Below are 25,533 nucleotides of genomic sequence, written 5' to 3'. Positions count from 1 at the left end.
ATCAAATGAAACTACGAATAACAATGTTTATTATTATGATGGTTATGGCAACATCAACAGCTGCATTTGCCGAGTTTGCAGATGTTAAAAGCGATGCATCATACTATGATGCCGTAAACAGGCTTTCTGTATTTGGTATCATGAATGGTGATAACTTTAACAATTTTAATCCTGACAGTATGCTTACCAGGGAACAGTTTGCAAAAATTATTGTTGTTACAGCAGGACTTGCAGATGATGCAAACTCATTAAAGGGATCAACTGTATTTCCGGATATACCAGGCAACAGTTGGTCAAGCGGATATATAAATGTTGCAGTTAGCAAAGGGTACATAACAGGAATGCCTGATGGGAAATTTCATCCAACCGACAAGGTGACATTTGCACAGTTATGTACAGTTCTTGTCAGGGTTTTAGGATATACCGACCAGGATTTAAAGGGTTTTTGGCCGGACAATTACATAGAGAAAGCTAAGACAATAGGCTTGGCCAATGGTGTAAAGCTTCAGGCGGTAGATGGTGTACAGCGATGGGCTGCAGCTGTGATGATAAATTCAATGTTATCCGCTAATATTAAAAAGACAAATCCTCAGGAAGCGGATAAAATGTTCTCCCAGTCAATAGACTTTTATAATTCCTATATAGTGCTGGCTAATTCCAGAACAATGGAAAAACTGGCATCAAACCAGATAATGACTGATAAAGGTGTATATTATCTCGATGATAAAATCAATGAACCCGAATTAGGAAGCAAGTATGAGTTCTATATAAAGGATGATAAAATAACCAGTGTGTATAACAAGCTTAATACTCTGACTAACTATACAGTTATAAGTGCATCCGATACAAAGATTACATATAAGAGCAGTGAGGGTAAGGAGGAATCATGGGTATTACCCGATAAAACCACTTATTATTATAATGGAACAAAGCAGACCTATGATAATTTAAAGAATATACTCCAGTCAAACACATCAATAATATTTGGGGAAAACAGTAGCAAAAACGGATATGAATATGCATTGATATTTGATCCTATATATAGTAAACCCGAAATAGGAAGCAAGCTTGATATTTCAAAGAAAAAGATTGGAAGTATAGAATACGATGATGATATGCCAATCATAAGAAACAGCACTTTAATTAAAGCCGCAAGTATAGAAAAATATGACGTGTGTTATAAAATAACCGATATATGGGGCAAAAACAGTTATATACTAGTTGTAGACAGTGATATTTCCGGCAAACTGCAAGCTTTTCTACCAAATAAAGTAACAGCCAGGCAGGTCCAGATAGATACCAAGACTTATGAATTCGGTAAAGATATGGATCTTGGTAAGATTAGGAATACAACCTTGTTCAATATTAATGATGAGGTTATCGTTTTGTTTGGATATGACGGCAAAATTGTTGATGTTATTTATCCTAATCAGGAAACAACTAACTATGGCTTTGTTCTTAACTATACTGATGCTGCTTCAGGCGATTCTCATATAATAAAGCTTTTGCTGCCTAATAACACAACGGTGTCATATAAAACCAAAGATGCATACAGCAGCTATAAGGGTACTTTAATTAGTTACACAAAAATTGATGATGAGTACATTTCTGTCTCATCCATTCCCTATACAACCTTATCCCAATATACGGTGAATAAGGATGACAGGATGATAGATTCATACCTGGTCACAGATGATGTAAAAATATACAATATAATGTCAAATAATGAAGGTTCTGATACTAAGGTCGACTTATTAAACTGGGCAGATATGCCATATGGGAATATACCTTCAGGAAGAATTCTTCATATAAATAAATCTGGGGAATTTGGTGATATTAACATAATTGTAGCAAGTGACCTTTTGGATCAGAAATATAAGATGGGTGTTGTATCAAAGGTAAACGGCAGCAGATGCTCTATTATGGTTGATGGAAAAGAGTATAGTTACAGCGGTAATGTAACTAATGCACAACCAGGTACTGCGGTAATTGTAAGCATGTCCGGAGGAATAGAAGCTGTACTTGGTATAACTTATTCATATAATAAGTCTACAAAGATACAGGCTTATGATGCGAAACGAATAAAAATAAACGATAAAGTATATAGATTCAGGGACGATATGGTAATTTATAAAAAAGGTATAGATAATGGCATTACAGTTATAAGTAAGGACGAGATGAGCAGGGACAAAACCTATGCTGATGTGTCCCTTTTTATAGACTATAATAACATGGTTAAAATGATACTTATTAGTGAGGTATAAGTCGTTACTAGTAATGGCTAAGAAATAACAATACGAGTTATTTCTTAGCTATTCATTAAACAGATGGAGGAATATGATATGAAAAGTTATAAGAAAGTATTAGCAGTATTATTATTGACTGCAAGTCTTACAGGACTTATGGCATGTGGTCAGTCAGCTGATGATTCCAGCCAGTCGGGGCAGGAAGTAAACAATCAGAATACAGAAATGCAGGAAAATAACAGGAGAATGTCTTGGGGAAGCAATAGCCCAGATATATATGGAGAAGTAAAATCCATAACCGGAAATAAGTTGACACTTGCTTTAATCGAGATTCCTCAGAGAAAACAGCTTACAGAAGAGGAAATGCAGAAAATGAGAGAAAGAAGACAGAATGCAGATGATGGAACTGGCTCTGGAAACCGTCCTGATGGTCAGGGTGGAAACAGAGGTGGGGTTGATGGACCTCCACCGGATATGCCAGGCAATAGTAATAATATGAACGGAAGTGAAGGCGGAGATGGGAATAGAAGAGGAGACATGAGGGGAATGACACAGAAAAAGTTTACAGGACAAAATCAGGATATCGAAATTCCTTCATCTGCTTCTATTACTACCTTTGAAAGAGGTAATAATGAAATAAATGAAAAAAAGCTAACAGTAGGAGATATCAAAGTTGGGATGACAGTACAAGTATGGTATAAAAAAGATAATGGTGATAAGAAGGAGATAGAAACAGTTCGAGTTATGCAGGCACCATCTTCAAAAACTGTTGGAACACCCGGTATTGCTTCATCGCCAGTACCGTCACAAAAAAGCTGATTTGTGTTTTTGCAAGATTATTCAATTTGTACAAACTAATATATATGTTGAGAAAAAGATTTTACATTAGCAAATGCAGTTGAAGCATCGGCGTTTGTGTAATAATAATTCCAAATTATTATTATTTTAGAAATAAAATTATATCAATTTGAATAACCTAAAATTGGGTAGGTAAATTGCTTGATTGTTCTAAAGTCAGAGTGTTATAATAGCCTTGGTCGAAATGTATAAATAATTGTCAATGACTTATAATTAATTAAAAATTTTACAGAGGATAAATATGATTAAGAGAATTTTGCTTTTTTTACAAGTATGTTTAATTATTGCTTCATTAGGTAGTGTTGCATATTCGCAGCCTGTTAATATACCTTCAAGTTACTCCTATATTCTTATGGATTCGAAAACAGGTCAGGTTCTGGTTGAGAATAATGCAGATGTTAAACTGAGGCCTGCAAGTACTACAAAAATTATGACTGCAATTTTGGCAGTTGAAAATGGTAAGATGGACAGCATAATGAATGTATCACAAAATGCTGTGTACGATATTGGTCCAGGCGGCATGAATATTGGGATAATGGCCGGTGAAAGCAATCTAACATTAGAGAACATGCTAAATGCCATGCTTGTACGTTCTGCAAATGAAACAGCTAATATAATTGCAGAAAACATCAGCGGTTCAAAAGAGGAATTTGCCAAGAGGATGAATGAGAAAGCTCAGGAATTGGGTGCTTATAATACCAATTTTGTGAATCCTTGCGGCAAGGATGATGCAAAGGGTGAGGAGAATCATCTGTCTACTGCAAGGGATATGGCTCTAATTGCCAGATATGCCATGACTAAGCCTGAAATAAGGGAGATTGTAGCCAAAGAATATTATAAAGATTTACCAGCAACAAACAAACATCAAAAATGGGATCCATTGAGATCAACAAACAAGCTCTTGTGGTATTCAAACAAGTATCCTTATACATTAGACGGACAGAAGCACAACTATGAAGTTAACGGCATAAAGACAGGTTACACCAGTGCAGCAGGAAATAACCTTGTATCATCTGCTGTAGGTGAAGACGGACTTGAATTGATTGCTGTAGTAATGCATGTTACCGAAGGCAACAACAAGGTGTTCTCATACACAAAGGAGCTCTACAAATATGGCTTTGAACATTTTGTAAATAAAAAGCTTGTAAGTGCTAATGATGTTCTTAAAAGCATTGCAGTTGAGAACTCAAAAAACAATGAAAAGCTTGATTTGGTTGCTGAAACTGATTTTTCATGTGCCACACCGATAGATTCAGCTGATGATTTAATTAGGGAAGAGAAAATTCAACCGTCTATCAAGGCACCTGTCAAAAAAGGAGATAAACTCGGTGTTGTTGAATACAAAAAGAATGGGGTTCTACTCGGAACGGTGAATGTAGTAGCCTCTCGTGATATTGAAAAGCCAGTAGTTGCAAATACCGACAATGAACAGGTTGCAAAGTCTGAAAATACTGTAAGGAAGATTTTAATACCGATTATAGCTATATGCGGTGGATTTTTGGTTTTGAGGTTTGTTATGAAACGTTTATCTAGAAGAGCAAGAAGGATGAATAGTCTATAGATGTTTTATTTTGTTATTCGTATGTAAGGGCGGTAGTGTATTATGGCAGTAAATAAAGCCAAAAGAAGAAGAAGGCTTATATTTAAAAGAATAAGGTTTCTTATTATACTGTGCATATTATTTTTTATAGGATTTCAAGTCAATAAAGTGTTATCAGGTGAGAATATCATAGAAGATGTACTAGCTTTTGCACAGCAATTTTCCAAGGTGGATTCAATAAAACAGGCAGAAGAAGAAACAGATAATTTTAAAGTAATTAGCAGCGAAAGAACTGAAAAGATTAAGAGCACTTTACTTGGTTATCTTAAAGGTGTGGATGGTCATTATGGTGTTTATTACTATAATCTTTTTACCAATGAATCGTTTGGAATAAATGAATATGAGGAGTTTGTTGCTGCAAGTACAGTAAAGGTGCCAATTAACCTTTATCTTTTTGAGAAGATAAAGAGCGGTGATGTGAACCTGACAGGAACATTAAAGTATTTAAGAAATGACTATGAGGGCGGAACCGGGATCATACAAACTGAAAGCTTCGGCAAAAAGTATACCATAAGACAGTTATCAAAATTATCAATAACCCATAGTGACAATGTGGCTACAAACATGCTGCTGAGATTTATAGGCATAGGAAACGTAAAGAATTATATGAGGCAGATTGGAGGTACTGTTGTCAATGATGGCAAGAATGTTTCGTGTCCAAGAGATATGGGGATTTATATGAAGTGTGTCTATGAGTTTTGCAATAACAATAGCGATTTGGGTAAGGAGTTTATGGATAATCTTTTAAATACAAAGTTTAATGATAGAATTCCGGCACTTTTACCTCAAGATATTAAGGTTGCTCATAAAATAGGTACCCAGGTTAATACTATTAATGATGTAGGTATAGTATTTACAGACAGGCCTTATATAATTTCCATTATGTCTAAAGAAGTTGATGAAAATACGGCACCACAGGTGGTTGCTAAAATATCAAAAATAGTATATGATTTGGAATAATAAAATCACAACATAAAGATAGAGAAAAAATTACATAGGAGGAGTATGGTATGCTTTCACAAAAAGTAGTTAGTAATTTGACAAACTCATCAGGTATAAGGGCAATGTTTGAAGAAGGGGAAAGATTAAGAAAAATTCATGGTGACAAGAACGTATTTGATTTCACTTTAGGTAATCCTGATATGGAGCCTCCTTTATTGGTACGTGATACATTAAAAAAATATATATGTGATGATGTGGCGGGAATTCATAAGTATATGAATAACGCAGGTTATATGGATGTAAGGGAGAAGGTTGCTGCAAGTCTTACAAAAGAATCAGGTGTAGAACTAAAAGGGGAAAATATCGTCATGACCTGCGGTGCAGCCGGAGGCCTTAATATTATACTCAAATCAATACTTAATCCCGGTGAAGAGGTTATTATATTCGCACCCTACTTTGTAGAATATTCTTTCTACATTGATAATCACGGTGGAAAGACTGTTGTTGTTAAACCCAACATGGATACTTTTGAACCGGATATCGATGATCTTAAAAGTAAAATATCTAAAAATACCAAAGCAATTATAATTAATTCACCAAACAATCCAACTGGTGTAATATATAAAGAGGAAACATTAATAAAAATTGCAGAAGTTTTAAAAGAGAAACAAAAGGAATTTGGAAGCGAGATTTTTGTAATATCTGATGAACCATATAACAAGCTGGTTTATGACGGAGTGAAGCTTCCAAGTTTGTTAAAAATATTTGATAATGCAATACAAGGGTGTTCTTTCAGCAAGTCACTGTCTCTGCCTGGTGAAAGAATTGGGTTTGTTGCTGCAAGCCCAAGGATAAAAGAGATAAATATGCTTATGGATGCATTGATATTTACAAACAGGATTCTGGGGTATGTAAATGCACCTTCACTTTTTCAGAGAGTAATTGCCGAAACTATGGACGTTACCATAGATATTGGAGAATATCAGAAACGCAGAGATTTACTTTACAATCACTTGATAAGTCTTGGCTTTGAATGTATTAAGCCTGAGGGAGCATTTTATCTTTTCCCGAAAGCACTTATCGAGGATGATACCCAGTTTGTAAAAATGGCACTTAAATATAATCTTCTTATTGTACCTGGAAAAGGTTTTGGATGTCCAGGGTATTTCAGAATAGCATACTGCAGCAGTCTGGAAACAATTAAGGGTGCACTTCCGGCTTTCGAGGCCTTAGCAAAGGACTGCAGGGGGTAAGTTTTTTTGCGGCAGCATCTATATGTTTTGAAATAATCATTTTACATTTAATAAACTGTTTTGATAAAATACCGAACTGTAAAACTATGTGGTTCGGTATTTCTAATATGGGGAATTAAAAACTTTAAATCGCACTCAGATTGATGTATAATAATTGTTATATAATTAACGAACTATTTGTTGAGAATTATCGTATTTTAATATTTGTGAGGTGATTACAGTGCCTAAGATTTTAAAGACTGATGGTATGAATAAATGTATTGGTTGTTTTACATGCATGCTGGTTTGTTCAGGTGTGAATCAACAAAACCACTCAATTTCCAAGAGTGCAATAAAGATTAGAACAAGCGGGGGATTACAAGGAAAGTTTGTTGTTGATGTTTGTATCGCATGCAAGGATGAAAGGGCATGTGCAGAGGCTTGTCCATCCGGAGCACTTGAAAAAAGGCCTGGTGGAGGAGTTGTATTGAAAAAGGACAAATGTATTGGCTGCAAAAAATGTGTAGACGCATGTATTGTAAGTGCAGTACACTTTGATGATGATGAGCATAAACCAATTATTTGCAAGCATTGTGGGGTTTGTGCAAAGTTTTGCCCTCATGAATGCTTAAGAATGGAGGATGTTCCAAATGATTTATGAGAAATATATAAAGGTTCTATATATTGATTTAACTCAGAAGAAAATTCGTATAGATCATAGAAAAGATCTCTGTGATTACTTAGGAGGAGTGGGTGTTGCAACAAAACTCCTTGAAGAGAATCTAAAGCCAGAGCTTGATGTATTGGATGAGCAACAGCCTATTATATTAGCAATTGGTGCTGCATCAACAGTTTTCCCAGTAATTACAAAGACGGTAGCGATGTTTCGTTCACCCCTCACTGGGGAGCTTGGTGAAAGCTATGCAGGGGGAAGGCTGGCTATGACTTTGTTTATGGCTGGTTATGATGCAATTGTTATAACAGGGAAATCAAAAAGCACTTCATATCTTACTATTAGCAGAAATAATGTTGAGTTTAAGGATGCCAGAGCTTTTGCAGGTATGTCTAATGACAAAATAGGCAGAAATATAAGAGAAAGAGAGCCTGGCGGCGGTAAGAGAAGTATTATAAGAATAGGACCTGCCGGAGAAAATCTCGTAAAATACGCAAGTGTTTGCGTTGATACTTACAGGCATTTTGGAAGGTTGGGGCTTGGTGCTGTTTTCGGTAGCAAAAACCTTAAGGCTATTACAGTTTTGGGTGATAAGAATTTACCTATAAAGAACTTTAAAGAATATTTTAAGGTGTTTCAAGAAATTTACCAGAGGGTTACCGACACCGAGATAATGTCAAAGTACCATGACGTAGGTACCCCGATAAATATCGAACCTTTAAATGCAGCAGGAGCACTTCCCACCAAGAATTTGAAGCAGGGTGTTTTTGAATGCGGCGATAAAATATCCGGAGACACTTTTGCTAAAAACAACCTTGTCAGAAAAATGGCGTGCACAGGGTGTCCTGTGGGATGTATCCATATTGGTCAGTATAGGCGTGAGTTTGACAAGGGATATGAATATGAGGCAGTAAGCGTAGGCTATGATTATGAACTCATATTTGCTTTGGGTAGCTTTCTGGGTATAAAATCCTCTGATGAAGTTCTACAGCTTATCGAAGAAGTTGAAAAGGCAGGAATGGATGCCATGTCGGCAGGAGTTGTTTTAGGATGGGCAACTGAAGCTCTTGCTAAAAAGCTTGTAAATGAAGAGCAGACATTGGTTAACCTGGCTTTTGGTAATACTGAAAACTATTTAAAGGCAATTCAATATATTTCTATAAGGAAGAATGAGTTTTACAGCTATTTGGGTGAGGGCGTAGATAAGGCATCCGATGTTTATGGAGGAAAAGACTTTGCTATGGCCCTTGGAAAAAATGAAATGCCTGGGTATCACACCGGATATGGTGCGATTGTTGGAGCAACTGTTGGTGCCAGACATTCCCACTTGTGTAATGGGGGCTATTCACTAGATCAATCTATGAAAGAGTTTGACAAGGAAAAGATGGTTAATGCATTGTTTGAGGAAGAGAAGGAAAGGTGTATGCTCAATTCTCTTATTATATGCCTCTTTGCAAGAAAGGTATATGACAGGAAAACAATTATATCTGTGCTTAATTCAATTGGATACGACCTTACGAATGATGATTTGACAGCTATAGGTGAGAGGATTTATAAATCCAAGCTGAGAATTAAGAAATCCCTTGGATTTGATCTAAAGGAAGTCAAACTGCCTAAAAGGTTTTTTGAAACCCCGAGTATGTCTGGTATTCTTGATGAAAAGCTGACATATGAAATGATAGAAATGTATAATAACAAAACAGAGGAACTTTTGGCAAAGGAAAGTTAGTTATGAAAATCCATGTAGAGGTAAATTACTGGTTTAAAAGGTTTACCCAGGGTAAGACTGCTTTCGAGCTGGAGCTTAATGATAAAGCTTCTATCATTGATGCTGTGAAGGAAGCGGGCATACCTAATGAAGAGATAGGTTTTGTAATGAGGTGTAAAAAGCTGGAGCAAAGCTTTAGTATCGTTGAAATTGCAAGCCTGCTTGAGGATGGAGACAGTATAAAGCTTTATCCATCAATTATTGGAGGCTAATGAAGATATAGTGTCTGAGAATTATGGTGCCTTTGATGAAGCAGATACCGGCACCATAATTCCCAAGGGCATTTTTTCTAACGTGCACATTCGCCGGCTTGTCCTTTAAGTATTTGGATACCATGGGGGAGAACGGGCAATACTACCTCAAGACATTCAGCAACGGCTTTTGGGCTGCCTGGCAAGTTTATAATGAGTGCACTATTACGGATACCTGCAACTGCCCTGGATAACATAGCTTTCGGCGTGATCTCAAGGCTTTTCTGACGCATGGCTTCGGGTATTCCGGGAACAAGCCTGTCAATGACAGCTAGAGTTGCTTCAGGAGTTATATCTCTTGGTGAAAAACCAGTTCCGCCAGTAGTTAGGATGAGGTCAACACCTACATTATCCGACATATCTATAATGGTTTCTGAAATCTCACGCTTTTCATCAGGAACTATTTTATATATAACTACTTTTCCACCAATACCAGCAATCATTTGGGCTATGACATTACCGCTTTCATCAAGCCTTTCACCAGCATAACCCTTATCGCTTGCAGTAATTATACCTACTTTAAATGACAAATTAAAGCCTCCCTTAAGTTTTATTAAAAGATTAATCACTTTTAATAAAGTTAGTTTGTTTATATAATAACAATATATTATATAACAATGAGGTATAAAAGTCATAAAATTTTATATAAAGCGTTCGTAAAATCTTCCGAGCCTTCTATTCCTAAAGCGTAATGCCATGGATTCCAGGCCGTTCAGGGTGAGTTGCGGAAACGGACTTGCCTTCCATTTGAAAAGGAGGAAATATTAATAATGTTAAAATCAATCAATTCAATCATGCCTAAAAGTCTACTGAGGTCTAAAGCACTTTTCATTACCTTTACTGTTATATTTTTGACGCTATTTGTAATGTCGGGTTGTACAAAAAATGATGAAAAGACAGAGGAAAAGTCTGTGCAAAATGGAAGTGTGCTGACGCTTGCAACAACGACAAGCGTTAACGATTCCGGGCTTCTTGAATACCTGCAGCCCCAATTTGAACAGGATACCGGGGTTACTTTAAAGATTATAGCTCAAGGGACAGGACAAGCTATAAAGACCGGTGAAGATGGAAATGCTGATGTGTTATTTATTCACGACAAAAAGTCTGAAGAGAAATTTGTTGCTGACGGTAATGGCTTATCACGTATAGAATTGATGTACAACTATTTTGTTTTGGTTGGGTCAGAGGACGACCCGGCTAAAATTAGTGGATCTGCAAAGAGTGCAGAAGAATGTTTTAAAAGGATCATGGGGAGCAAATCCTTTTTTGTATCAAGGGGTGATGACTCAGGAACACATAAGAAGGAGCTTGGTATATGGAAAAAAGCCGGACTAACGCCTTCTGGCAATGATTGGTATGTGTCTGCCGGTAAGGGAATGGGTGAAGTGTTGAAAATGGCAAGCGAAAAGAAAGCTTATACACTTACAGACAAGGCCACTTTTCTTTCAATGAAGGATAAGCTTGATCTTAAGATTTTGCTTATGGATGCAAAAGATTTGTTCAATCAGTACACAATAATTAAAGTTAATCCTGATAAGCACAAACATGTTAATAAGAAGAATTCAGATAAATTTGTAGAATGGATGACATCTGAAAAAGTCCTTGTTATGATAAATAATTTTGGTAAGGTTAAGTATGGGGAGAGCCTTTTTTATGTAAATTATGTTAAAAAAGATTAATCAATAACTCTTAAAGTAGGTAATTATTTTGACTGATATATTAAACAGCTTTACTGAGGCGTTCAATTTAATATTTTCACTTGATAGGGAAATATACGGTATTATACTGCTTACCCTTTTTGTTACTGTTTTTAGTACCATTATCTCTTCTGTTATTGGAATATCATCAGGAGTAGTAATCGGGAGCAAAGAGTTTAAGGGCAAAAAGCAGCTGGTAAGGGTTGTTCAGACATTAATGGGACTGCCGCCTGTTGTTGTAGGGGTGTTGGTATATCTTATGCTGTCAAGGAAAGGGCCGTTGGGCGAATTAGGGCTGCTTTTTACTGCACCCGCCATGGTGATTGCACAGGTAATAATAGTAACGCCAATTATTATGGGGCTTACCATTTCTGCAATAAAGAGTAAGGCGGAATGTATTGAGGAGACATGTAAAGGCCTTGGCTTAGGATATATAAGGACACTTGCAATGCTGATATTGGAATGCAGATATCAGCTTACCTCTGTAGTTCTAGCGGGGTATGGAAGGGCAATTTCTGAAGTGGGTGCAGTGATGTTGGTAGGGGGAAATATTCAATACCATACCAGGGTTATTACCACATCCATTGTTTTGGAGACTGGAAAGGGTAACTATGATAAGGGATTAGCCTTAGGGATAATACTCCTATTAATATCCTTTATAATTAACTGGACTATGCAAAGGATTCAGGAGGTATAGCGTTGATTTGCTTAAAGGAAATAAAAAAGTCATATAATGGCAGAATTGTTCTTGATATTGATGATCTATTATTTGAAAGAGGGAAAATTTATGCTGTGTTAGGACCAAATGGATCAGGTAAATCAACTCTTGTAAAGATAATAAAAGGGATTGAAAAGCCAGACAGCGGGGAGGTTTTATATACAGGCAAAAAGGAGATGGATTTTGCATACCTCCCTCAAAAACCTTATATGTTTAACTTTTCAGTTTTAAAAAATATAATGATGGGTATAGCTAACAAGGATGATGCTTTAAAAAAGGCAAAAGATGCTTTGAAACAGGTGGGACTTGAAAATCTGAAGGAGGCAAGAGCATGCAGTTTATCAGGCGGTGAAGCACAAAGGGTGGCAACTGCAAGAATACTAGTGCTTGATAAAGAGGTGGTTCTTCTTGATGAGCCTGCTGCTGCCGTGGATGTTTCAAGCATTCATCTTGTTGAAAATTATATAAAAAAAGCAAATAAAGAAAATAAGACAACGTTTATAATAACAACCCATAATCCGTCCCAAGCCATCAGGCTTGCTGACGAAGCCATATTCCTTTTTGAAGGTAGAGTTTATGAGAGGGGCGAACCTGAAAAGCTCTTCAAAAATCCTGAAAAAAGTGAGACAATAAGTTTTTTGGCCAATTGGAGGATATAACAGAGATGTTTAGTGTTAAAAGTGTAAATGAAGTTTTTGAAATAATTGAAAAGAACTTCAAAGGATATCAACTTGAATGCGAAACTATTGAAATTAATTATGCCGTAGGAAGAATATGTGGAGAGTCTGTTGTTTCAGCAGAAGATATTCCGGGCTTTAACCGCTCATCTGTTGACGGATATGCTGTCATGGCATCAGATACTTTCGGTTCTAGTGATTCCTGCCCCGCTCAGCTTAAGCTTGCAGGCGAGATAAAGATGGGCGAGGAAGCGGACGTGTATCTTTTAAAGGGAGAGGCAATATATGTGCCGACTGGAGGGCAAATTCCCCGCAATGCCGATGCAGTAGTTATGATAGAGTATACCGATAACTTTGATGACGGATTTATATACATAAACAAGTCAGTGGCACCAGGTAACAATCTTGTCTTTAAGGGAGATGACATAAAGAGCGGAAATGCTGTAATAAAACCTGGTACCAGAATCAGGCCCCAGGATATTGGGGCGCTTGCTGCTTTAGGAGTAACTCATATAAGCGTTAAGAGGCGTGTTAAAGTTGGTATAGTTTCAACCGGTGATGAGATCGTGGATATAAAAAACAAACCTGAGGGTTCCGAGGTAAGAGATATAAACTCCTATTTCCTCCATGCCGGTATAGTGGAATATGGTTGTGAGCCGGTAATGTATGGAATTTGTGAGGATGATTTCCACAAGATTAAATGTAAGGTTGATTTAGCTTTAAAAGAATGCGACATAATTCTCATATCTGGGGGAAGCTCTGTAGGGCTTAAAGATCAGACCATGAAAGTTATAAATTCACTTGGACTGCCTGGCGTTTTGGTACATGGGATTGCAGTAAAACCGGGTAAGCCTACAATATTAGGCAAAATTGATCATAAAGCTGTTGTTGGTCTGCCAGGACATCCTGCTGCAGCCTATATTGTGTTTAAGGTGTTTGTATTAAAGCTTATTGATGCCTTCAATGACTCTAAATCTATAGGATCTTCAGTTATAAGGGCTAAAATGGCTCATAACTATCCGTCAAATAACGGAAGGGAAGAGTTTGTAACAGTTAGACTGGAAGCTTCTCATGATGGTTTTTTAGCTCATCCGCTATTCGGTAAATCAGGCCTCATATCTCTTGTATCTCAGGCGGACGGTTTCTTAAGAATAGGTCGAGAATGTGAAGGGATTGAAGAGGGAAAAGATGTTGAGGTTATATTATTATAAGCACTTGGAGAGATTAATATGAGTTTTTCATACTTAAACAATATAGAGCTTGATAAAGCTCTTCAATTATATATCGAGGAGATAGAAAAGTCCTGTGTTTTCTGGGGGAGTGAAGAAATTTTTGTAAAGGATTCATTTGGAAGAATAACAAGTGAGGCAGTATATGCACTAATATCTTCTCCCCACTACAATGCATGTGCGATGGACGGAATTGCCCTTAAGGCAAGCAGTACATATGGTGCAACTGACACAACCCCTGTTCACCTGATTGAAGAGGCGGATTTTAAGAGGGTGGACACCGGTGATCCACTTCCAAATGAGTTTGATTCCGTTGTAATGATTGAGGATGTCATTGAGCTTGGTAATGGAAGTATTAAGCTTGTAAATGCTTCTTCACCATGGCAGAATGTAAGGCAGATTGGTGAGGATGTATGCGCAAACGAGATGATTGTTCCTTCCAATACACTGATAGAGCCTTATATTGTGGGTGCTTTTCTTGCAGGTGGAGTTCTTAAGGTTAAGGTAAGGAAAAAGCCTTTGGTTGGACTTATTCCCACAGGTGACGAAATAATAAATCCTAAGTCCGATCCAGGGCCGGGGGAAATTATTGAATTTAATTCCTCCATTTTTTCGGGAATGCTGGAAAATTGGGGTGCTATTCCCCGTGTTTACGACATCATTCCCGATAAATTGGAAAGTATTTCCCAGGCAATAAAAAGTGCTGCATCCGAATGTAATATTATTATTGTAAACGCCGGATCTTCGGCGGGAAGAGAGGATTTTACCGCAAAAGCCGTCGAAAGTGTGGGGAAATTACTGGTACATGGTATAGCAATAAGGCCGGGCAAGCCAACCATACTTGGGATAGTGAATGGCAAACCAGTAATCGGAGTTCCTGGATATCCTGTATCGGGAATTATTGTTATGGACCAGATTTTGAAGAAGGTATTGGAGATATATAGGGGAATATCATACCCATCTAATGAAACTGTCAATGCCGTCCTGTCAAAGAAGGTTGTATCATCATTAAAATACAAAGAATTTGTCAGGATGAAGACAGGTTTTGTTGATGGTAAGATGGTGGCTACGCCGTTAAACCGAGGAGCAGGTGTGATTACTTCTATGGTCAAGGCTGACGGAATAATGGAAATACCATTAAATCAGGAGGGTATTGAAAGCGGTAAAGAGGTAAAGATAAGGCTTCTTAAAGATCATGAGGAAATAAAAAATACCATTATGGTAGTTGGAAGTCATGACCCTTTGATTGATGTTATTACAGATATAATGAGAAAACGGGATTATGGAATGTATTTATCCTCAGCCCATGTAGGAAGTATCGGGGGAATAATGGCTATAAAAAAGGGAGAGGCACATGCTGCAGGCATTCACCTTCTTGATGAGGAAACGGGAGAATATAACATAAGCTACTTGAAAAGATATTTTCCTAATGAAAAAGTTAATCTCATAAAAGGTGTGAAAAGAATTCAGGGGCTTATGACAGCACCTGGTAATCCCAAACACATTAATGGAATAGTGGATCTTAAAAAAGACGGCATTTCCTTTGTTAACAGACAGAAGGGAGCGGGGACAAGGATTCTTCTGGATTTCCTTCTTAAACAAAAAGGGATTGAAAAAGAGGATATAGAAGGCTATGATAGGGAGGAGTATACCCATATGTCGATAGCAGCACTAGTGGCAGCTAAGAATGCTGATGTTGGGCTTGGAATATACTCTGCTGCTAAAATCTATGGCCTGGATTTTATACCGGTTTGCCAAGAGGAGTATGATTTTATCATTCCAGAGAGGTTTATGGAAATGAAGCATGTCAAAACTTTTCTGGATATTTTGAAATCCCATGAGTTTAAGAGGATACTAACTGAAATGGAAGGATATAGAATTGAGAATGCGGGCAGGGTATATACCCTTTGAGGTGAAAATATGAGGGATAAATATAACAGAAACATTGAATATTTAAGGGTTTCTGTCACAAGAAACTGTAATCTTAATTGTATATACTGCATGCCTCAAAACGATTCAGACAAGGAAAAGCAGCCCTTGAATTTGGGGTGCAAAAATTTTCTTACACCAAGCGAATATAACAGTATTATAAGTGAGATGGCACAACTAGGAATTAAAAAGTGAGGATAACAGGGGGAGAGCCCTTGATAAGGCCTGATATTAATGAGATTATTGAGCGTGTAGCAAAGATACCTGGAATTATTGATCTTTCGATGACAACCAATGGTGTAAATTTGGCTTCAAAGGCAAATGATCTTAAAAAATCCGGACTCCACAGGGTTAATATAAGCCTTGATACCCTTAATCCTGAAAGGTTTATGAAAATAACAGGTGTAAGCGGCCTTCACAATGTGCTTGAGGGAATTGATGAAGCTATAAATGTAGATCTTAAGCCAATTAAAATAAATACTGTGCTTATAAAGGGAATAAATGATGATGAAATAGAAGATTTTTTTCTCCTCACAAAGGACAGGCCAATCGAGGTAAGGTTTATTGAGCTTATGCCTATCGGAAAGTTTGGAGAGAGCAACATGGATAAGATAGTATATAATTCCGGGATCATTGACTCATACAAAGAGCTTGTGAAGCTTCAAAACCGTGATGAAAGCTTGCCGGCCAGATATTACAAAATGCCTGGGTTTAGAGGGAAGATAGGATTCATAAGTCCAATGAGCCATAAGTTCTGTGGAAACTGCAACAGGATTAGACTTACATGCGATGGAAAGATTAAGCTTTGTCTTGGGGATAACGATGAATATGATCTCTTAAAAGTGTTAAGAGAAGAACCTATAAAGCTTAATGAATTTATCAGGGAGGTTATTTCCAAAAAACCTAGGGGACATAACTTCAGTGAAAATTTTAACTCACAAAGAAGCATGAATAACATAGGAGGGTAGAAAATGGGGCTAAGTCATATTGATGAAAAAGGAAATGCCAGAATGGTGGATGTTTCTGGAAAAGATATAACCAAACGTGAGGCTGTGGCGGTTGGTAAGGTATTTATGAAAGAGGAAACTCTAAACCTTATTATGGATGGCAATATGCCTAAAGGTGATGTGGTTTCCACTGCGAGGATTGCCGGTATTATGGCAGCAAAGAAAACTGATGAGCTGATACCAATGTGTCACAGCCTGCCTGTTGATGGGGTTCAAGTTGAAATTAATTGCAACTTGGAAGACTTAAGCGTTGATATAAAGGCTAGGGTGAGCTGTTGCTGGAAAACAGGAGTTGAAATGGAGGCCCTTACAGCAGTTTCTGTTGCGGCTCTTACGGTCTATGATATGTGCAAAGCTGTGGATAAGGGTATGGTAATCGGTGATATAACCCTTATTAAAAAAACAGGCGGGAAATCAGGCGAGTATGTGAGGCAGACAGGAGGTCAGGAAAATGTGTAAGGTAGTCGCAGTTAATATCAGTGCAAAAAAAGGTGTACACAAGGTATCGGTAGATGTTGCTGAATGTATTGTGAACTTTGGGATAAAAGGGGATGCCCATGCAGGCAATTGGCACAGGCAGGTTAGCTTTTTGGGAATTGAAAGCATAGAAAAAATGAAGGATTTAGGCCTTACAGGCTTATGTACAGGTAAATTTGCTGAAAATATTACGACGTCAGGTGTTGAGCTGTATACACTGAAGATAGGTACCAGGTTTAAAATAAATGATGTATTGTTCGAGGTTACTCAAATCGGTAAAGAGTGCCATAAAAAGTGCGAAATTTATAATAAAATCGGTGACTGCGTAATGCCAAGGGAAGGCATATTTGCCAGGGTACTCCAGGGAGGCATTATAAAGCCGGGCGACAGTATTGATTTTTGCTGACACCTATTCCATTTCTACCAGATGGGCCCAATACCTGACAGGCATAAACTGTTTTTGTAGTCTTGGGTTTTTTCTGTTTTTTATTGAGATGTTTTTAAAATAAAGCTTCCAGAGGGTTTGAAAGTCTTCCTTTTCAGCACTTAAATGACTTCCTAGAGGTTGTTCAATTGCGGTAAGGAACCATCCTTCTTTGTCATATACTACAGCTAATTTTCGCTTAAGATCATGGATTACCCATCTTTGGTCTGAAAGCCTTTTGGAAAAATGGAGAGCCAATAAACTTATGATGTTATAATCGGGTTCTAGAGATGCATAATAATAATCACCTTCCATAAGTTTGAAACGGACCAATCCTAGAAACCTGTGACATTCAGATGTCACCTTGCGGCTGATTATCCGTACATTTAGGACTGATTCATCTGTTATGAGCCTGTCGATGTCCCCGCCAAACTTCCAGCCAAGTTTTAAGTATTTGTATATGATTAATTCTTTGTTTTTGGAGTCGGAAATAAAAACATAATAAATATTTCTTAAGGCTAATGGTGAAATTTTTTCTCTAACTGAGTTATAAACCTTGTGAAATTTTTCAATATTGGTTTTTACATTATAATCCTTTGTAAAGATACCCATCTGTGATGATTCTTCAGGTAAAATATTAAGAGGTATTTCATGCCTGTAATATGATTCATATATTGCACTCAAAAGCCCTTCGAAGCTTCCGTCATAGGTGTAGCTAATCATTTGGTCATTCATGGGTACTCTCCTTTATATATTATGTATGTGAGGATTTATATATACATAGGGCTTACTGCAATAACGAGTTTAAATTGTTGCCAAAGTATGAGAACATTGAAATTTGCCCGCTGCACACCTTTTTTGAGCCCACACTGTTTTCAGCAGCCAATTCATCTCTCAAAAATGCCTCATTAAAGGAATTACCATAAAACTTGCCTTTGCATGTTATAAAGTGCCGTGCCCTTTTTAAAACCACCCCAAGCTTCTTTAAATCGTCATAACCTAGTGAGCAAAGTTTCCTTGAAGAAACTATGGTTTGGGCAGATTTAACACCAATGCCAGGTATCCGCAAAAGCGTTTGATAATCTGCCTTGTTAATTTCTATGGGGAAAATATGCAGATTTCTTATTGCCCAGCATGATTTGGGATCTAACTCCAGATCAAAGTCCGGACTGCCGTCATTCAGAAGCTCATCAGCATTAAATGAATAATACCTCATAAGCCAGTCTGCCTGATAGAGCCGATGCTCTCTTAAAAGGGGAGGCTTATTGATAGCGGGCAGATTGGGGTGTTCAACTACAGGAACATATGCGGAGTAGTATACCCTCTTTAACTTGAAATGCCTATAAAGATTTTCGGATAGCTTTATGATATTGTAGTCATGATCCGGGGTAGCACCTACAATAAGCTGAGTACTCTGTCCGGCTGGAACAAATGACTGTTTTTTTCTGTAAATTTTATTTTCCTCTTTAACAGCGGCTATTGCATTATTAATAAAACCCATAGGTTTTATTATGGACTCCTTGTTTTTATCTGGAGCCAGAAGTTTTAATCCCTGACTTGACGGAAGCTCGATATTTACACTCATCCTATCAACATACAAGCCAGCTTCATGAATCAGCCTGGTGTCGGCTCCGGGAATTGCTTTTAGGTGTATGTAACCATTGAAATGAAATTCTTCCCTTAGAAGCTTAACTGTTTTTATGAGTAGTTCCATGGTATAATCAGGGTTTTTAATGACTCCTGAGCTTAAAAAGAGTCCTTCGATATAATTCCTTCTGTAAAAATTTGTAGTCAAGGCTGCCACTTCATAGGGAGTAAACGCGGCTCGTTTTGTGTCATTACTGCATCTATTAACACAATATGTACAGTTATATATACACTGATTTGAAAAAAGAATTTTTAATAGTGATATACAGCGTCCATCTTCCGACCAGCTGTGACAAATACCTGCCTTGTGGCTGTTGCCCAAGCCGTTTGGAGTGTTTTTTCGATTACTGCCGCTTGAGGAACATGATACATCGTATTTTGCTGCTGCGGATAAAATCTCCAGTTTGGTTTCCAGTTCCATTTCATCACCTTTTCATCATGAGTAATTTGGGTATTAACAAATAATTAAATGTCCATATTCACATTAAATAAGAATTAATTTCTTTTTTATCATTTTATCACATAAATAACCAAAAATCAAACACATGTTCGGGTTGATATTGTGAATTTTAAACTGTATAATACGCTTATGTTACTCTATTCATATAGTTTTTTTATTTTTTAAATTTTCTTTGATTATCAAAATAAAGAAAAAAATAGGATGTAATTAAATTGTATAAAGTATTAACAAATAATTAACTGGTCAATTTTAAACAATTAACAGGGGGGTATAGAAATGAGAGCTATAGTAACAGTAATCGGCAAGGACAGAGTTGGAATAATTGCCGGGATCAGCAACGTTTTAGCGGATAACAATGTAAATATATTGGATATAAACCAGACAACACTCCAGGATGTTTTTACCATGATTATGCTTGTTGATATTTCAGGGCTTGCTATAGATTTTACAAAGCTGGCTGACAAGCTTGAGAAAAAAGGTGAGGAACTTGGGCTTTCAGTAAGAATTCAACATGAAGACATCTTTAATTCAATGCATAGGATTTAGGGGGATGGATTAATGATAAGAACAAGGGAAGTACTTGAAACAATCAATATGATACAGGAACAGTGTCTTGACATTAGAACAATCACAATGGGTATATCATTAAGGGACTGCTGCCATGGGGACTCAAAGAAATCAAGGCAATTGATTTATGATAAAATAACTAGACTTGCCGCAAACCTGGTTAAGGTTGGGAACGATATAGAAAAAGAATATGGAATACCGATTATTAATAAGAGAGTATCGGTAACTCCAATATCTCTTATTGCTGAAAGTTCAGATGAGGAGGACTATGTAAAGTTTGCCGAAGCATTAGATAAAGCGGCTGATGCAGTGGGCATAAACTTCATCGGAGGTTTTTCAGCACTGGTCCACAAGGGATATACAAATGGAGACAGGAAGCTAATAAGAGCTATTCCCGAAGCCTTAAGTTCTACAAAACTGGTATGTTCATCAGTTAATGTTGCAACAACAAAAGCCGGTATCAATATGGATGCTGTTAGGGAAATGGGTGAAGTAATAAAGAGGGCTGCAGAGCTGTCAAAGGATGATAACAGCCTAGCATGTGCCAAGCTTGTAGTATTTTCCAATGTTCCTGAGGATAACCCGTTTATGGCAGGTGCATTTCACGGAATTGGAGAACCGGAATGTGTAATAAACGTGGGGGTAAGCGGCCCAGGCGTTGTAAAGAGTGCGTTGGAAAAGGTTAAGGGTGCTGATTTTGGAACTGTGTCCGAAACTATAAAAAAGACAGCTTTTAAAATTACAAGGATGGGCCAGCTTGTGGCACAGGAAGCCTCAAGAAGGCTCAATGCCGAGTTTGGTATAGTTGACCTTTCATTAGCACCAACACCGGCTGTGGGTGATAGCGTTGCATACATTTTAGAAGAAATGGGACTTGAGAAGTGCGGTGCACATGGAACAACTGCAGCTTTGGCTTTATTAAATGATGCAGTAAAAAAGGGAGGAGTTATGGCGTCATCATATGTTGGCGGATTAAGCGGTGCTTTCATACCTGTCAGTGAGGATGCAGGGATGATTGAGGCTGTGAAAGCTGGGGCTCTTACATTGGAAAAATTGGAGGCTATGACCTGCGTTTGCTCGGTGGGTCTTGATATGATCGTTATACCAGGTGATACCAGTGCTTCTACAATATCAGCAATAATTGCCGATGAAGCAGCAATAGGTATGATAAACAACAAGACAACAGCGGTTAGGGTTATTCCTGCTTTTGGCAAGAAGGTTGGAGACGTTGTTGAATTTGGAGGACTTTTAGGCACCGGCCCTGTTATGAATGTGAACAGGTTTGGAAGTGATGAGTTTATAAAGCGTGGTGGCCGCATACCAGCACCTATTAACAGCTTGAGGAATTGATTATATAAAGTGATATAAATAGATGAAAAGTGTTATATTAATCTTATATTTGGTAAAGCAAATACCAAATGGTTTTAGAGGAAATTTGCGATAGACAAATAGAGATTAATCACTTTTCATCTAAACCTAATACAGATTTTGGGGAGTTGAAAATGCCTAAAAGTTATATAATTTTAATATTAATAACTATAAATCTGATTGCGTTAGTTGTTTCTGGGATTGATAAATATAAGGCTAAGCATAAAAAATGGAGAATATCTGAGAAAACTCTGTTTATTTTAGGGTTAGTCGGTGGCTGTCCCGGCCTTTACATATCTTTTTTTCTGTTTAGGCATAAGACAAAGCATCTGAAATTTATGGTTGGTATTCCGGCAATTTTTGTAATGCAGGTTATGGCATTTTATTTATTGATAAAGTGATTGTTAAGGAATAACTTTTAAAATTACAAAATAATAAATAATAAATAACTTAAACATGACTAAAGGGAAAAATTTCTTAAATGTATTTTTAAATTTTCCATATGGTGCTATAATATTCCCAAGAGATTTTTTGGGGTGATTGGCTATTATTTCTGATAGCAAGTTTAAAAATATTATAGAGGCACCGGATAATTCAAAATTTATATTAAAAGGATCTACAGGCTCAGGCAAGACCACCATATTACTGGAAAGATACAAATACATGGTGAACGAGCTGTGTATACCCAGTGAAAAAATATTAATTCTTTTATTAAACAGAACTCAATCCCTTGATTGGAGAACAAAAACATTTCTTAAAAGTTCCGGAACTATTTGGAGAACCTCATACTATGGTTTTATCCAAAGTGAAATCAGAACACACTATCCAATTATTTTAAAAAATTGCAGCGATATTCTGGATCGGAGAATAAAACCGACTTTCCTGACTTTTGAGTCTGCACAGTTTTTGGTATCCACCGTTATACAATCCCACAGGGAAAGAAAAGGAATTTTTCAGGGGGTAGCATCTTTTACCGATAGGATATCGATAGATATTACTTCGAACTTAGTTAAAGCTGCCACATCAGGTATATCATATAAAGAAATCGGCAGCAGACTATACAATTCACTTGAAATAAAGGATGATCTTAAACGGCAGATTTTTCATGATGCTGACAATATTACTGCAGCATATAGAAATAAGTGTATAGAGCTTGGAGTTTTTGATTTTGCAATGGCTGTTGAGCTTTACAATAGCTGCCTTATTGCTGATGATTTCTATAGAGACCAGCTTTTTAAAAGGGTGCAGCATATAATAATCGACAATCTAGAAGAGTGTGTTCCAACAGAGGTGGATTTTATAGATTTGCTTCTGCCAAATGTAAAATCATGCTTTTTAGGATATAATCATGAAGGTGGTTATGGACAGGTTTTCGGCAGTAACCATGATTATGTTAAAGAAAAGCTTTTAAAAAGGTGTAAAATAGTAGATCTTGATACTTCATTCACATGTAAAAGCTTCATGTATGAATTTTCCGATATGCTTTATGATTATATTGAAGGAAAAACTTCTAGTAGAATACATAATAAGGCTTTTATTGAAAGAACCCAGCCTGTAGAACTTAGAAGTGATATGCTGGAGCTTATTGGGGAAAAGGTTATAAAACTAATACGGGAAAATGGATATCTTCCTTCAGATATAACAATTCTTTCTACGTACGCTGACCCGGTTACTGAATTTGTCATCGGCAGAATTTTAGAGGCGAATGGTCTTATTTTGAACAATCATTCAAGAAAAAACAGAATAATTGACAACCCGTTTTCTCAGGCACTAATAACATTGGCGTTGCTTTGTTACCCGTCTTTTAATCTTCTTCCTAATAGGGATAATGTAAGATCATTAATAAGGCTGATATTGAGAATTGATCCAATAAGAAGTTCCATATTAGCCGATGAAATATGCAGGCAAAAGCCGTATGCAAGGTTTCCGGATATTGAATTTCCCGGTCTTGTAGAGAGAATTGGATATTACAATATTGAAAAGTATGAATATATAAGGAATTGGATAGATGAATACAGAGAACTTGAAGTAAAACTCCCTATAGACGCCTTCCTGCAGAAGGTTTTCCTTGAAATACTTGTTTCACAGGATTTATCTGAGGATGATGTGTTGCAGGCTAAGAACCTTATAGATAGTGCACAGACCTTCGTTGAAATAGTATCAAGATTTAAGAACATCAGTGCTGACAAGGGCTTTTTAGAAATGGTTAGAAGTGGCATTAAGGCTTCTGAAAGTATTTTTGAATTGGAAGAGAAATTACATGGTAATACCGTGGTACTGACTACGCCTGTATCTTATTTATCATGCTCTATGAAATCCAAGGTGCTTATACTAAGCAGCTTAAGCAGTAAAAATTGGACACCCCGCAGCATCAAGGAGTTGACCAATGTACATGTTCTTTCAAAAACATGGGATGACCAAATGGTATATACTGAAGATATGGAGGTAAGGAATCAAAAGGATTATATTGCAATGATCATGAGGTCCTTACTTAAACGTTGTGAAGAAAAAGTTATTACTTTTGAATCGATTCTTTCGGCAAATGGTTTTGAGAATGACGGCATTTTGAGCGAATACTTTGATGAAATAATGGAATAGTTTATAAATTGTTTAAAATTCATAAGGCTTATCAAAAAATCAAAAGAAAAATCATAAAAAAATATGTATAAATTGTTTATAATATATATAGAGATAAGATATTTATTTAGTTGATTCGTAATAATATTTTTTTTACATAGGGAAGCAATTGAGATATCGCTTGATTTCTTCCTTTTTGTTGTTCGTTTTTCCTAAAATATTACATATATTACTAAGGAAGTAATAATAAACGGATTACTTATGCATGTTTACGAAATCAATATTTGCTTGGTTCTTCAGTGTGTATTTCATCTGATTTGTTTTTGAAGTGATTTGAGAAACAGCGTTTCAAAACTTTGGTAATTAAAGTTGTTGTTTGAATAGTAGATTTTTATTAAGTATAGAAGATATGTACTTTGATTTTATTGTTTTTCGAACTTTGAAAAATTAATATGGTAAATAAATAGCTTATTTTTAGGATGTTTGACTTAACACTAACATGATATATACTAATTTTCTTGACTTATTTATTATAAATACGCCCAATATTCATAACTAATACACACTTCATTCATGGAATAGTATTAATATTATTAATTCCGGTTGCAGTATAACCAGCCTGGAGATAATAATTATTATACTGCTTATTGATCAATTCGCTCTTAATTCATACCATTTTTCATCTTTATCTAAACACATTCAAAATATTAAATATCACATTAAAAAAGTATCTCATATCTATGATTCTTAATTGAATTATTGAATAAGTTTAACAAAAGATGTTTATTTTAGGTAAACAAAAGCAATTTTATACCTATGATATAATTCTTCAGGAATAAAAGGCAAGACGCTTATAACACATTATTGTTAGTGAAATGTCATCATATTTTTTATGGGACTTGTATAGTATGGTATAAGTGTTTGCTTAAATAAGTTGCCTATTGATCTATATGAAAAGTGTTGCGTAATAGGTTAATCACTTTTTCATTAAAAGGCCAGATTGAAAGTGGCTAAGAGTTATTTATTATATATAAATGTTGAGGGTCAATTGTAACTTTAGATATTTTTCTGAAGATATAAGCGGTTTTTTCAAAAATGCGAACGAAAACCGTAAGTTTATTTTTATTACTATTTTGAGAGGAGTGATATGTAAATAAAAAGAAGCATGAATATTCTGTTTGAAGCT

At 36.5% G+C, this 25,533-nt stretch carries 24 protein-coding genes and 1 riboswitch; of the genes, 21 read left to right on the top strand and 3 right to left on the bottom strand.

Going from position 1 to position 25,533, the window contains the following annotated elements:
• The first annotated feature begins 5 nt into the window (after positions 1 to 5).
• The 8 genes from Bccel_RS17770 (at position 6) to Bccel_RS17735 (ending at position 9,531) form a co-directional block, all read left to right on the top strand.
• Entirely contained in the window at positions 6 to 2,264 is a 2,259-nt protein-coding gene (locus Bccel_RS17770) for an S-layer homology domain-containing protein (RefSeq protein ID WP_036938762.1), read from the top strand.
• A 78-nt stretch (positions 2,265 to 2,342) separates the two neighbouring features.
• Positions 2,343 to 3,065, top strand: a complete 723-nt coding sequence (locus tag Bccel_RS17765) for a hypothetical protein (RefSeq protein ID WP_036938760.1) — start codon at positions 2,343 to 2,345, stop codon at positions 3,063 to 3,065.
• A gap of 280 nt (positions 3,066 to 3,345) precedes the next feature.
• Positions 3,346 to 4,665 carry a D-alanyl-D-alanine carboxypeptidase family protein gene (locus Bccel_RS17760; protein WP_050753602.1) on the top strand — a complete coding sequence of 440 codons (1,320 nt, stop codon included), beginning with the start codon at positions 3,346 to 3,348 and terminating at the stop codon, positions 4,663 to 4,665.
• Between the two features lie 42 nt (positions 4,666 to 4,707).
• Positions 4,708 to 5,664: a serine hydrolase gene (locus tag Bccel_RS17755; RefSeq protein ID WP_050753601.1), complete on the top strand. Its 957-nt coding sequence runs from the start codon at positions 4,708 to 4,710 to the stop codon at positions 5,662 to 5,664.
• Positions 5,665 to 5,714: 50 nt separating this feature from the next.
• Positions 5,715 to 6,899 (top strand): pyridoxal phosphate-dependent aminotransferase, encoded by a 1,185-nt coding sequence (locus Bccel_RS17750; RefSeq protein WP_036938757.1) that lies wholly within the window; start codon positions 5,715 to 5,717, stop codon positions 6,897 to 6,899.
• Between the two features lie 220 nt (positions 6,900 to 7,119).
• Positions 7,120 to 7,539 (top strand): 4Fe-4S dicluster domain-containing protein, encoded by a 420-nt coding sequence (locus tag Bccel_RS17745; protein WP_242853080.1) that lies wholly within the window; start codon positions 7,120 to 7,122, stop codon positions 7,537 to 7,539.
• Positions 7,529 to 9,280 carry an aldehyde ferredoxin oxidoreductase C-terminal domain-containing protein gene (locus Bccel_RS17740; protein ID WP_036938755.1) on the top strand — a complete coding sequence of 584 codons (1,752 nt, stop codon included), beginning with the start codon at positions 7,529 to 7,531 and terminating at the stop codon, positions 9,278 to 9,280. Before Bccel_RS17745 ends, Bccel_RS17740 begins: the two co-directional genes overlap by 11 nt.
• 2 nt (positions 9,281 to 9,282) lie before the next feature.
• The gene (locus tag Bccel_RS17735) at positions 9,283 to 9,531 is read left to right on the top strand and encodes a hypothetical protein (protein WP_036938752.1); all 249 of its coding nucleotides are present in this window, start codon (positions 9,283 to 9,285) and stop codon (positions 9,529 to 9,531) included.
• A 77-nt stretch (positions 9,532 to 9,608) separates the two neighbouring features.
• Here Bccel_RS17735 and mog read toward each other — a convergent pair whose 3' ends face one another.
• Entirely contained in the window at positions 9,609 to 10,100 is a 492-nt protein-coding gene (gene mog / locus Bccel_RS17730) for a molybdopterin adenylyltransferase (RefSeq protein ID WP_036938749.1), read from the bottom strand.
• A 122-nt stretch (positions 10,101 to 10,222) separates the two neighbouring features.
• A riboswitch (molybdenum cofactor riboswitch) is annotated at positions 10,223 to 10,344 on the top strand.
• Between mog and Bccel_RS17725 the strand changes: the two genes are divergently transcribed.
• From Bccel_RS17725 to Bccel_RS17690, 9 genes are all read left to right on the top strand, one after another.
• The gene (locus Bccel_RS17725) at positions 10,341 to 11,249 is read left to right on the top strand and encodes an ABC transporter substrate-binding protein (protein ID WP_242853079.1); all 909 of its coding nucleotides are present in this window, start codon (positions 10,341 to 10,343) and stop codon (positions 11,247 to 11,249) included. (Overlaps the previous riboswitch by 4 nt.)
• Before the next feature lie 28 nt (positions 11,250 to 11,277).
• Positions 11,278 to 11,964: an ABC transporter permease gene (locus Bccel_RS17720; protein WP_242853078.1), complete on the top strand. Its 687-nt coding sequence runs from the start codon at positions 11,278 to 11,280 to the stop codon at positions 11,962 to 11,964.
• A 2-nt stretch (positions 11,965 to 11,966) separates the two neighbouring features.
• Positions 11,967 to 12,644 (top strand): ABC transporter ATP-binding protein, encoded by a 678-nt coding sequence (locus Bccel_RS17715; RefSeq protein WP_050753600.1) that lies wholly within the window; start codon positions 11,967 to 11,969, stop codon positions 12,642 to 12,644.
• A gap of 5 nt (positions 12,645 to 12,649) precedes the next feature.
• Positions 12,650 to 13,873, top strand: coding sequence for a molybdopterin molybdotransferase MoeA (locus Bccel_RS17710; protein ID WP_036938743.1), 1,224 nt, complete (start codon positions 12,650 to 12,652; stop codon positions 13,871 to 13,873).
• An 18-nt stretch (positions 13,874 to 13,891) separates the two neighbouring features.
• Positions 13,892 to 15,802, top strand: coding sequence for a molybdopterin biosynthesis protein (locus Bccel_RS17705; RefSeq protein ID WP_036938741.1), 1,911 nt, complete (start codon positions 13,892 to 13,894; stop codon positions 15,800 to 15,802).
• A gap of 9 nt (positions 15,803 to 15,811) precedes the next feature.
• Complete coding sequence (locus Bccel_RS30975) at positions 15,812 to 16,015, top strand: hypothetical protein (protein ID WP_201781971.1); 204 nt, start codon at positions 15,812 to 15,814, stop codon at positions 16,013 to 16,015.
• A gap of 20 nt (positions 16,016 to 16,035) precedes the next feature.
• The gene (locus Bccel_RS17700; protein WP_201781970.1) at positions 16,036 to 16,788 is read left to right on the top strand and encodes a GTP 3',8-cyclase MoaA; all 753 of its coding nucleotides are present in this window, start codon (positions 16,036 to 16,038) and stop codon (positions 16,786 to 16,788) included.
• Between the two features lie 3 nt (positions 16,789 to 16,791).
• Positions 16,792 to 17,286: a cyclic pyranopterin monophosphate synthase MoaC gene (moaC, locus tag Bccel_RS17695; protein WP_036938737.1), complete on the top strand. Its 495-nt coding sequence runs from the start codon at positions 16,792 to 16,794 to the stop codon at positions 17,284 to 17,286.
• Positions 17,279 to 17,710: an MOSC domain-containing protein gene (locus Bccel_RS17690; RefSeq protein WP_036938734.1), complete on the top strand. Its 432-nt coding sequence runs from the start codon at positions 17,279 to 17,281 to the stop codon at positions 17,708 to 17,710. The genes moaC and Bccel_RS17690 overlap by 8 nt, the downstream gene beginning before the upstream one ends.
• Before the next feature lie 3 nt (positions 17,711 to 17,713).
• Here Bccel_RS17690 and Bccel_RS17685 read toward each other — a convergent pair whose 3' ends face one another.
• Together Bccel_RS17685 and Bccel_RS17680 are read right to left on the bottom strand one after the other, a co-directional pair.
• The gene (locus Bccel_RS17685; RefSeq protein WP_242853077.1) at positions 17,714 to 18,463 is read right to left on the bottom strand and encodes a TIGR03915 family putative DNA repair protein; all 750 of its coding nucleotides are present in this window, start codon (positions 18,461 to 18,463) and stop codon (positions 17,714 to 17,716) included.
• 52 nt (positions 18,464 to 18,515) lie between these two features.
• Positions 18,516 to 19,796: a putative DNA modification/repair radical SAM protein gene (locus Bccel_RS17680; RefSeq protein ID WP_036938732.1), complete on the bottom strand. Its 1,281-nt coding sequence runs from the start codon at positions 19,794 to 19,796 to the stop codon at positions 18,516 to 18,518.
• A gap of 315 nt (positions 19,797 to 20,111) precedes the next feature.
• On the opposite strand from Bccel_RS17680, the gene Bccel_RS17675 reads away from it, so the two are divergent.
• The 4 genes from Bccel_RS17675 to Bccel_RS17660 all read left to right on the top strand — a co-directional run bounded on the left by Bccel_RS17675 (position 20,112) and on the right by Bccel_RS17660 (position 24,368).
• On the top strand, positions 20,112 to 20,381 hold the full coding sequence (locus Bccel_RS17675; protein ID WP_036938729.1) for an ACT domain-containing protein: 270 nt from the start codon (positions 20,112 to 20,114) through the stop codon (positions 20,379 to 20,381).
• A 12-nt stretch (positions 20,382 to 20,393) separates the two neighbouring features.
• Entirely contained in the window at positions 20,394 to 21,752 is a 1,359-nt protein-coding gene (locus Bccel_RS17670; protein WP_036938727.1) for a PFL family protein, read from the top strand.
• Between the two features lie 68 nt (positions 21,753 to 21,820).
• Positions 21,821 to 22,171 (top strand): DUF1294 domain-containing protein, encoded by a 351-nt coding sequence (locus Bccel_RS17665; RefSeq protein ID WP_242853076.1) that lies wholly within the window; start codon positions 21,821 to 21,823, stop codon positions 22,169 to 22,171.
• A 139-nt stretch (positions 22,172 to 22,310) separates the two neighbouring features.
• The gene (locus Bccel_RS17660) at positions 22,311 to 24,368 is read left to right on the top strand and encodes a UvrD-helicase domain-containing protein (RefSeq protein WP_242853075.1); all 2,058 of its coding nucleotides are present in this window, start codon (positions 22,311 to 22,313) and stop codon (positions 24,366 to 24,368) included.
• Positions 24,369 to 25,533: the final 1,165 nt, after the last annotated feature.

It is taken from the genome of Pseudobacteroides cellulosolvens ATCC 35603 = DSM 2933 (genome assembly GCF_001262605.1).
In the GTDB taxonomy this organism is placed as follows: domain Bacteria; phylum Bacillota; class Clostridia; order Acetivibrionales; family DSM-2933; genus Pseudobacteroides; species Pseudobacteroides cellulosolvens.
Note: the sequence above shows the minus strand (reverse complement) of the source record. Positions and strands in the feature narration are given on the sequence as shown.

Bases quoted from the DNA above. Each gene is read 5' to 3' on its own strand.
- Bccel_RS17705 (WP_036938741.1), top strand. From the start codon at position 13,892: ATGAGTTTTTCATACTTAAACAATATAGAGCTTGATAAAGCTCTTCAA.
- Bccel_RS17710 (WP_036938743.1), top strand. From the start codon at position 12,650: ATGTTTAGTGTTAAAAGTGTAAATGAAGTTTTTGAAATAATTGAAAAG.
- Bccel_RS17765 (WP_036938760.1), top strand. From the start codon at position 2,343: ATGAAAAGTTATAAGAAAGTATTAGCAGTATTATTATTGACTGCAAGT.
- Bccel_RS17735 (WP_036938752.1), top strand. From the start codon at position 9,283: ATGAAAATCCATGTAGAGGTAAATTACTGGTTTAAAAGGTTTACCCAG.
- Bccel_RS17675 (WP_036938729.1), top strand. From the start codon at position 20,112: ATGAGAGCTATAGTAACAGTAATCGGCAAGGACAGAGTTGGAATAATT.
- Bccel_RS17760 (WP_050753602.1), top strand. From the start codon at position 3,346: ATGATTAAGAGAATTTTGCTTTTTTTACAAGTATGTTTAATTATTGCT.
- Bccel_RS30975 (WP_201781971.1), top strand. From the start codon at position 15,812: ATGAGGGATAAATATAACAGAAACATTGAATATTTAAGGGTTTCTGTC.
- Bccel_RS17685 (WP_242853077.1), bottom strand. From the start codon at position 18,463: ATGAATGACCAAATGATTAGCTACACCTATGACGGAAGCTTCGAAGGG.
- Bccel_RS17725 (WP_242853079.1), top strand. From the start codon at position 10,341: ATGTTAAAATCAATCAATTCAATCATGCCTAAAAGTCTACTGAGGTCT.
- Bccel_RS17740 (WP_036938755.1), top strand. From the start codon at position 7,529: ATGATTTATGAGAAATATATAAAGGTTCTATATATTGATTTAACTCAG.
- Bccel_RS17680 (WP_036938732.1), bottom strand. From the start codon at position 19,796: ATGGAACTGGAAACCAAACTGGAGATTTTATCCGCAGCAGCAAAATAC.
- Bccel_RS17755 (WP_050753601.1), top strand. From the start codon at position 4,708: ATGGCAGTAAATAAAGCCAAAAGAAGAAGAAGGCTTATATTTAAAAGA.
- Bccel_RS17770 (WP_036938762.1), top strand. From the start codon at position 6: ATGAAACTACGAATAACAATGTTTATTATTATGATGGTTATGGCAACA.
- Bccel_RS17690 (WP_036938734.1), top strand. From the start codon at position 17,279: ATGTGTAAGGTAGTCGCAGTTAATATCAGTGCAAAAAAAGGTGTACAC.
- moaC (WP_036938737.1), top strand. From the start codon at position 16,792: ATGGGGCTAAGTCATATTGATGAAAAAGGAAATGCCAGAATGGTGGAT.
- Bccel_RS17665 (WP_242853076.1), top strand. From the start codon at position 21,821: ATGGTTTTAGAGGAAATTTGCGATAGACAAATAGAGATTAATCACTTT.
- Bccel_RS17670 (WP_036938727.1), top strand. From the start codon at position 20,394: ATGATAAGAACAAGGGAAGTACTTGAAACAATCAATATGATACAGGAA.
- Bccel_RS17750 (WP_036938757.1), top strand. From the start codon at position 5,715: ATGCTTTCACAAAAAGTAGTTAGTAATTTGACAAACTCATCAGGTATA.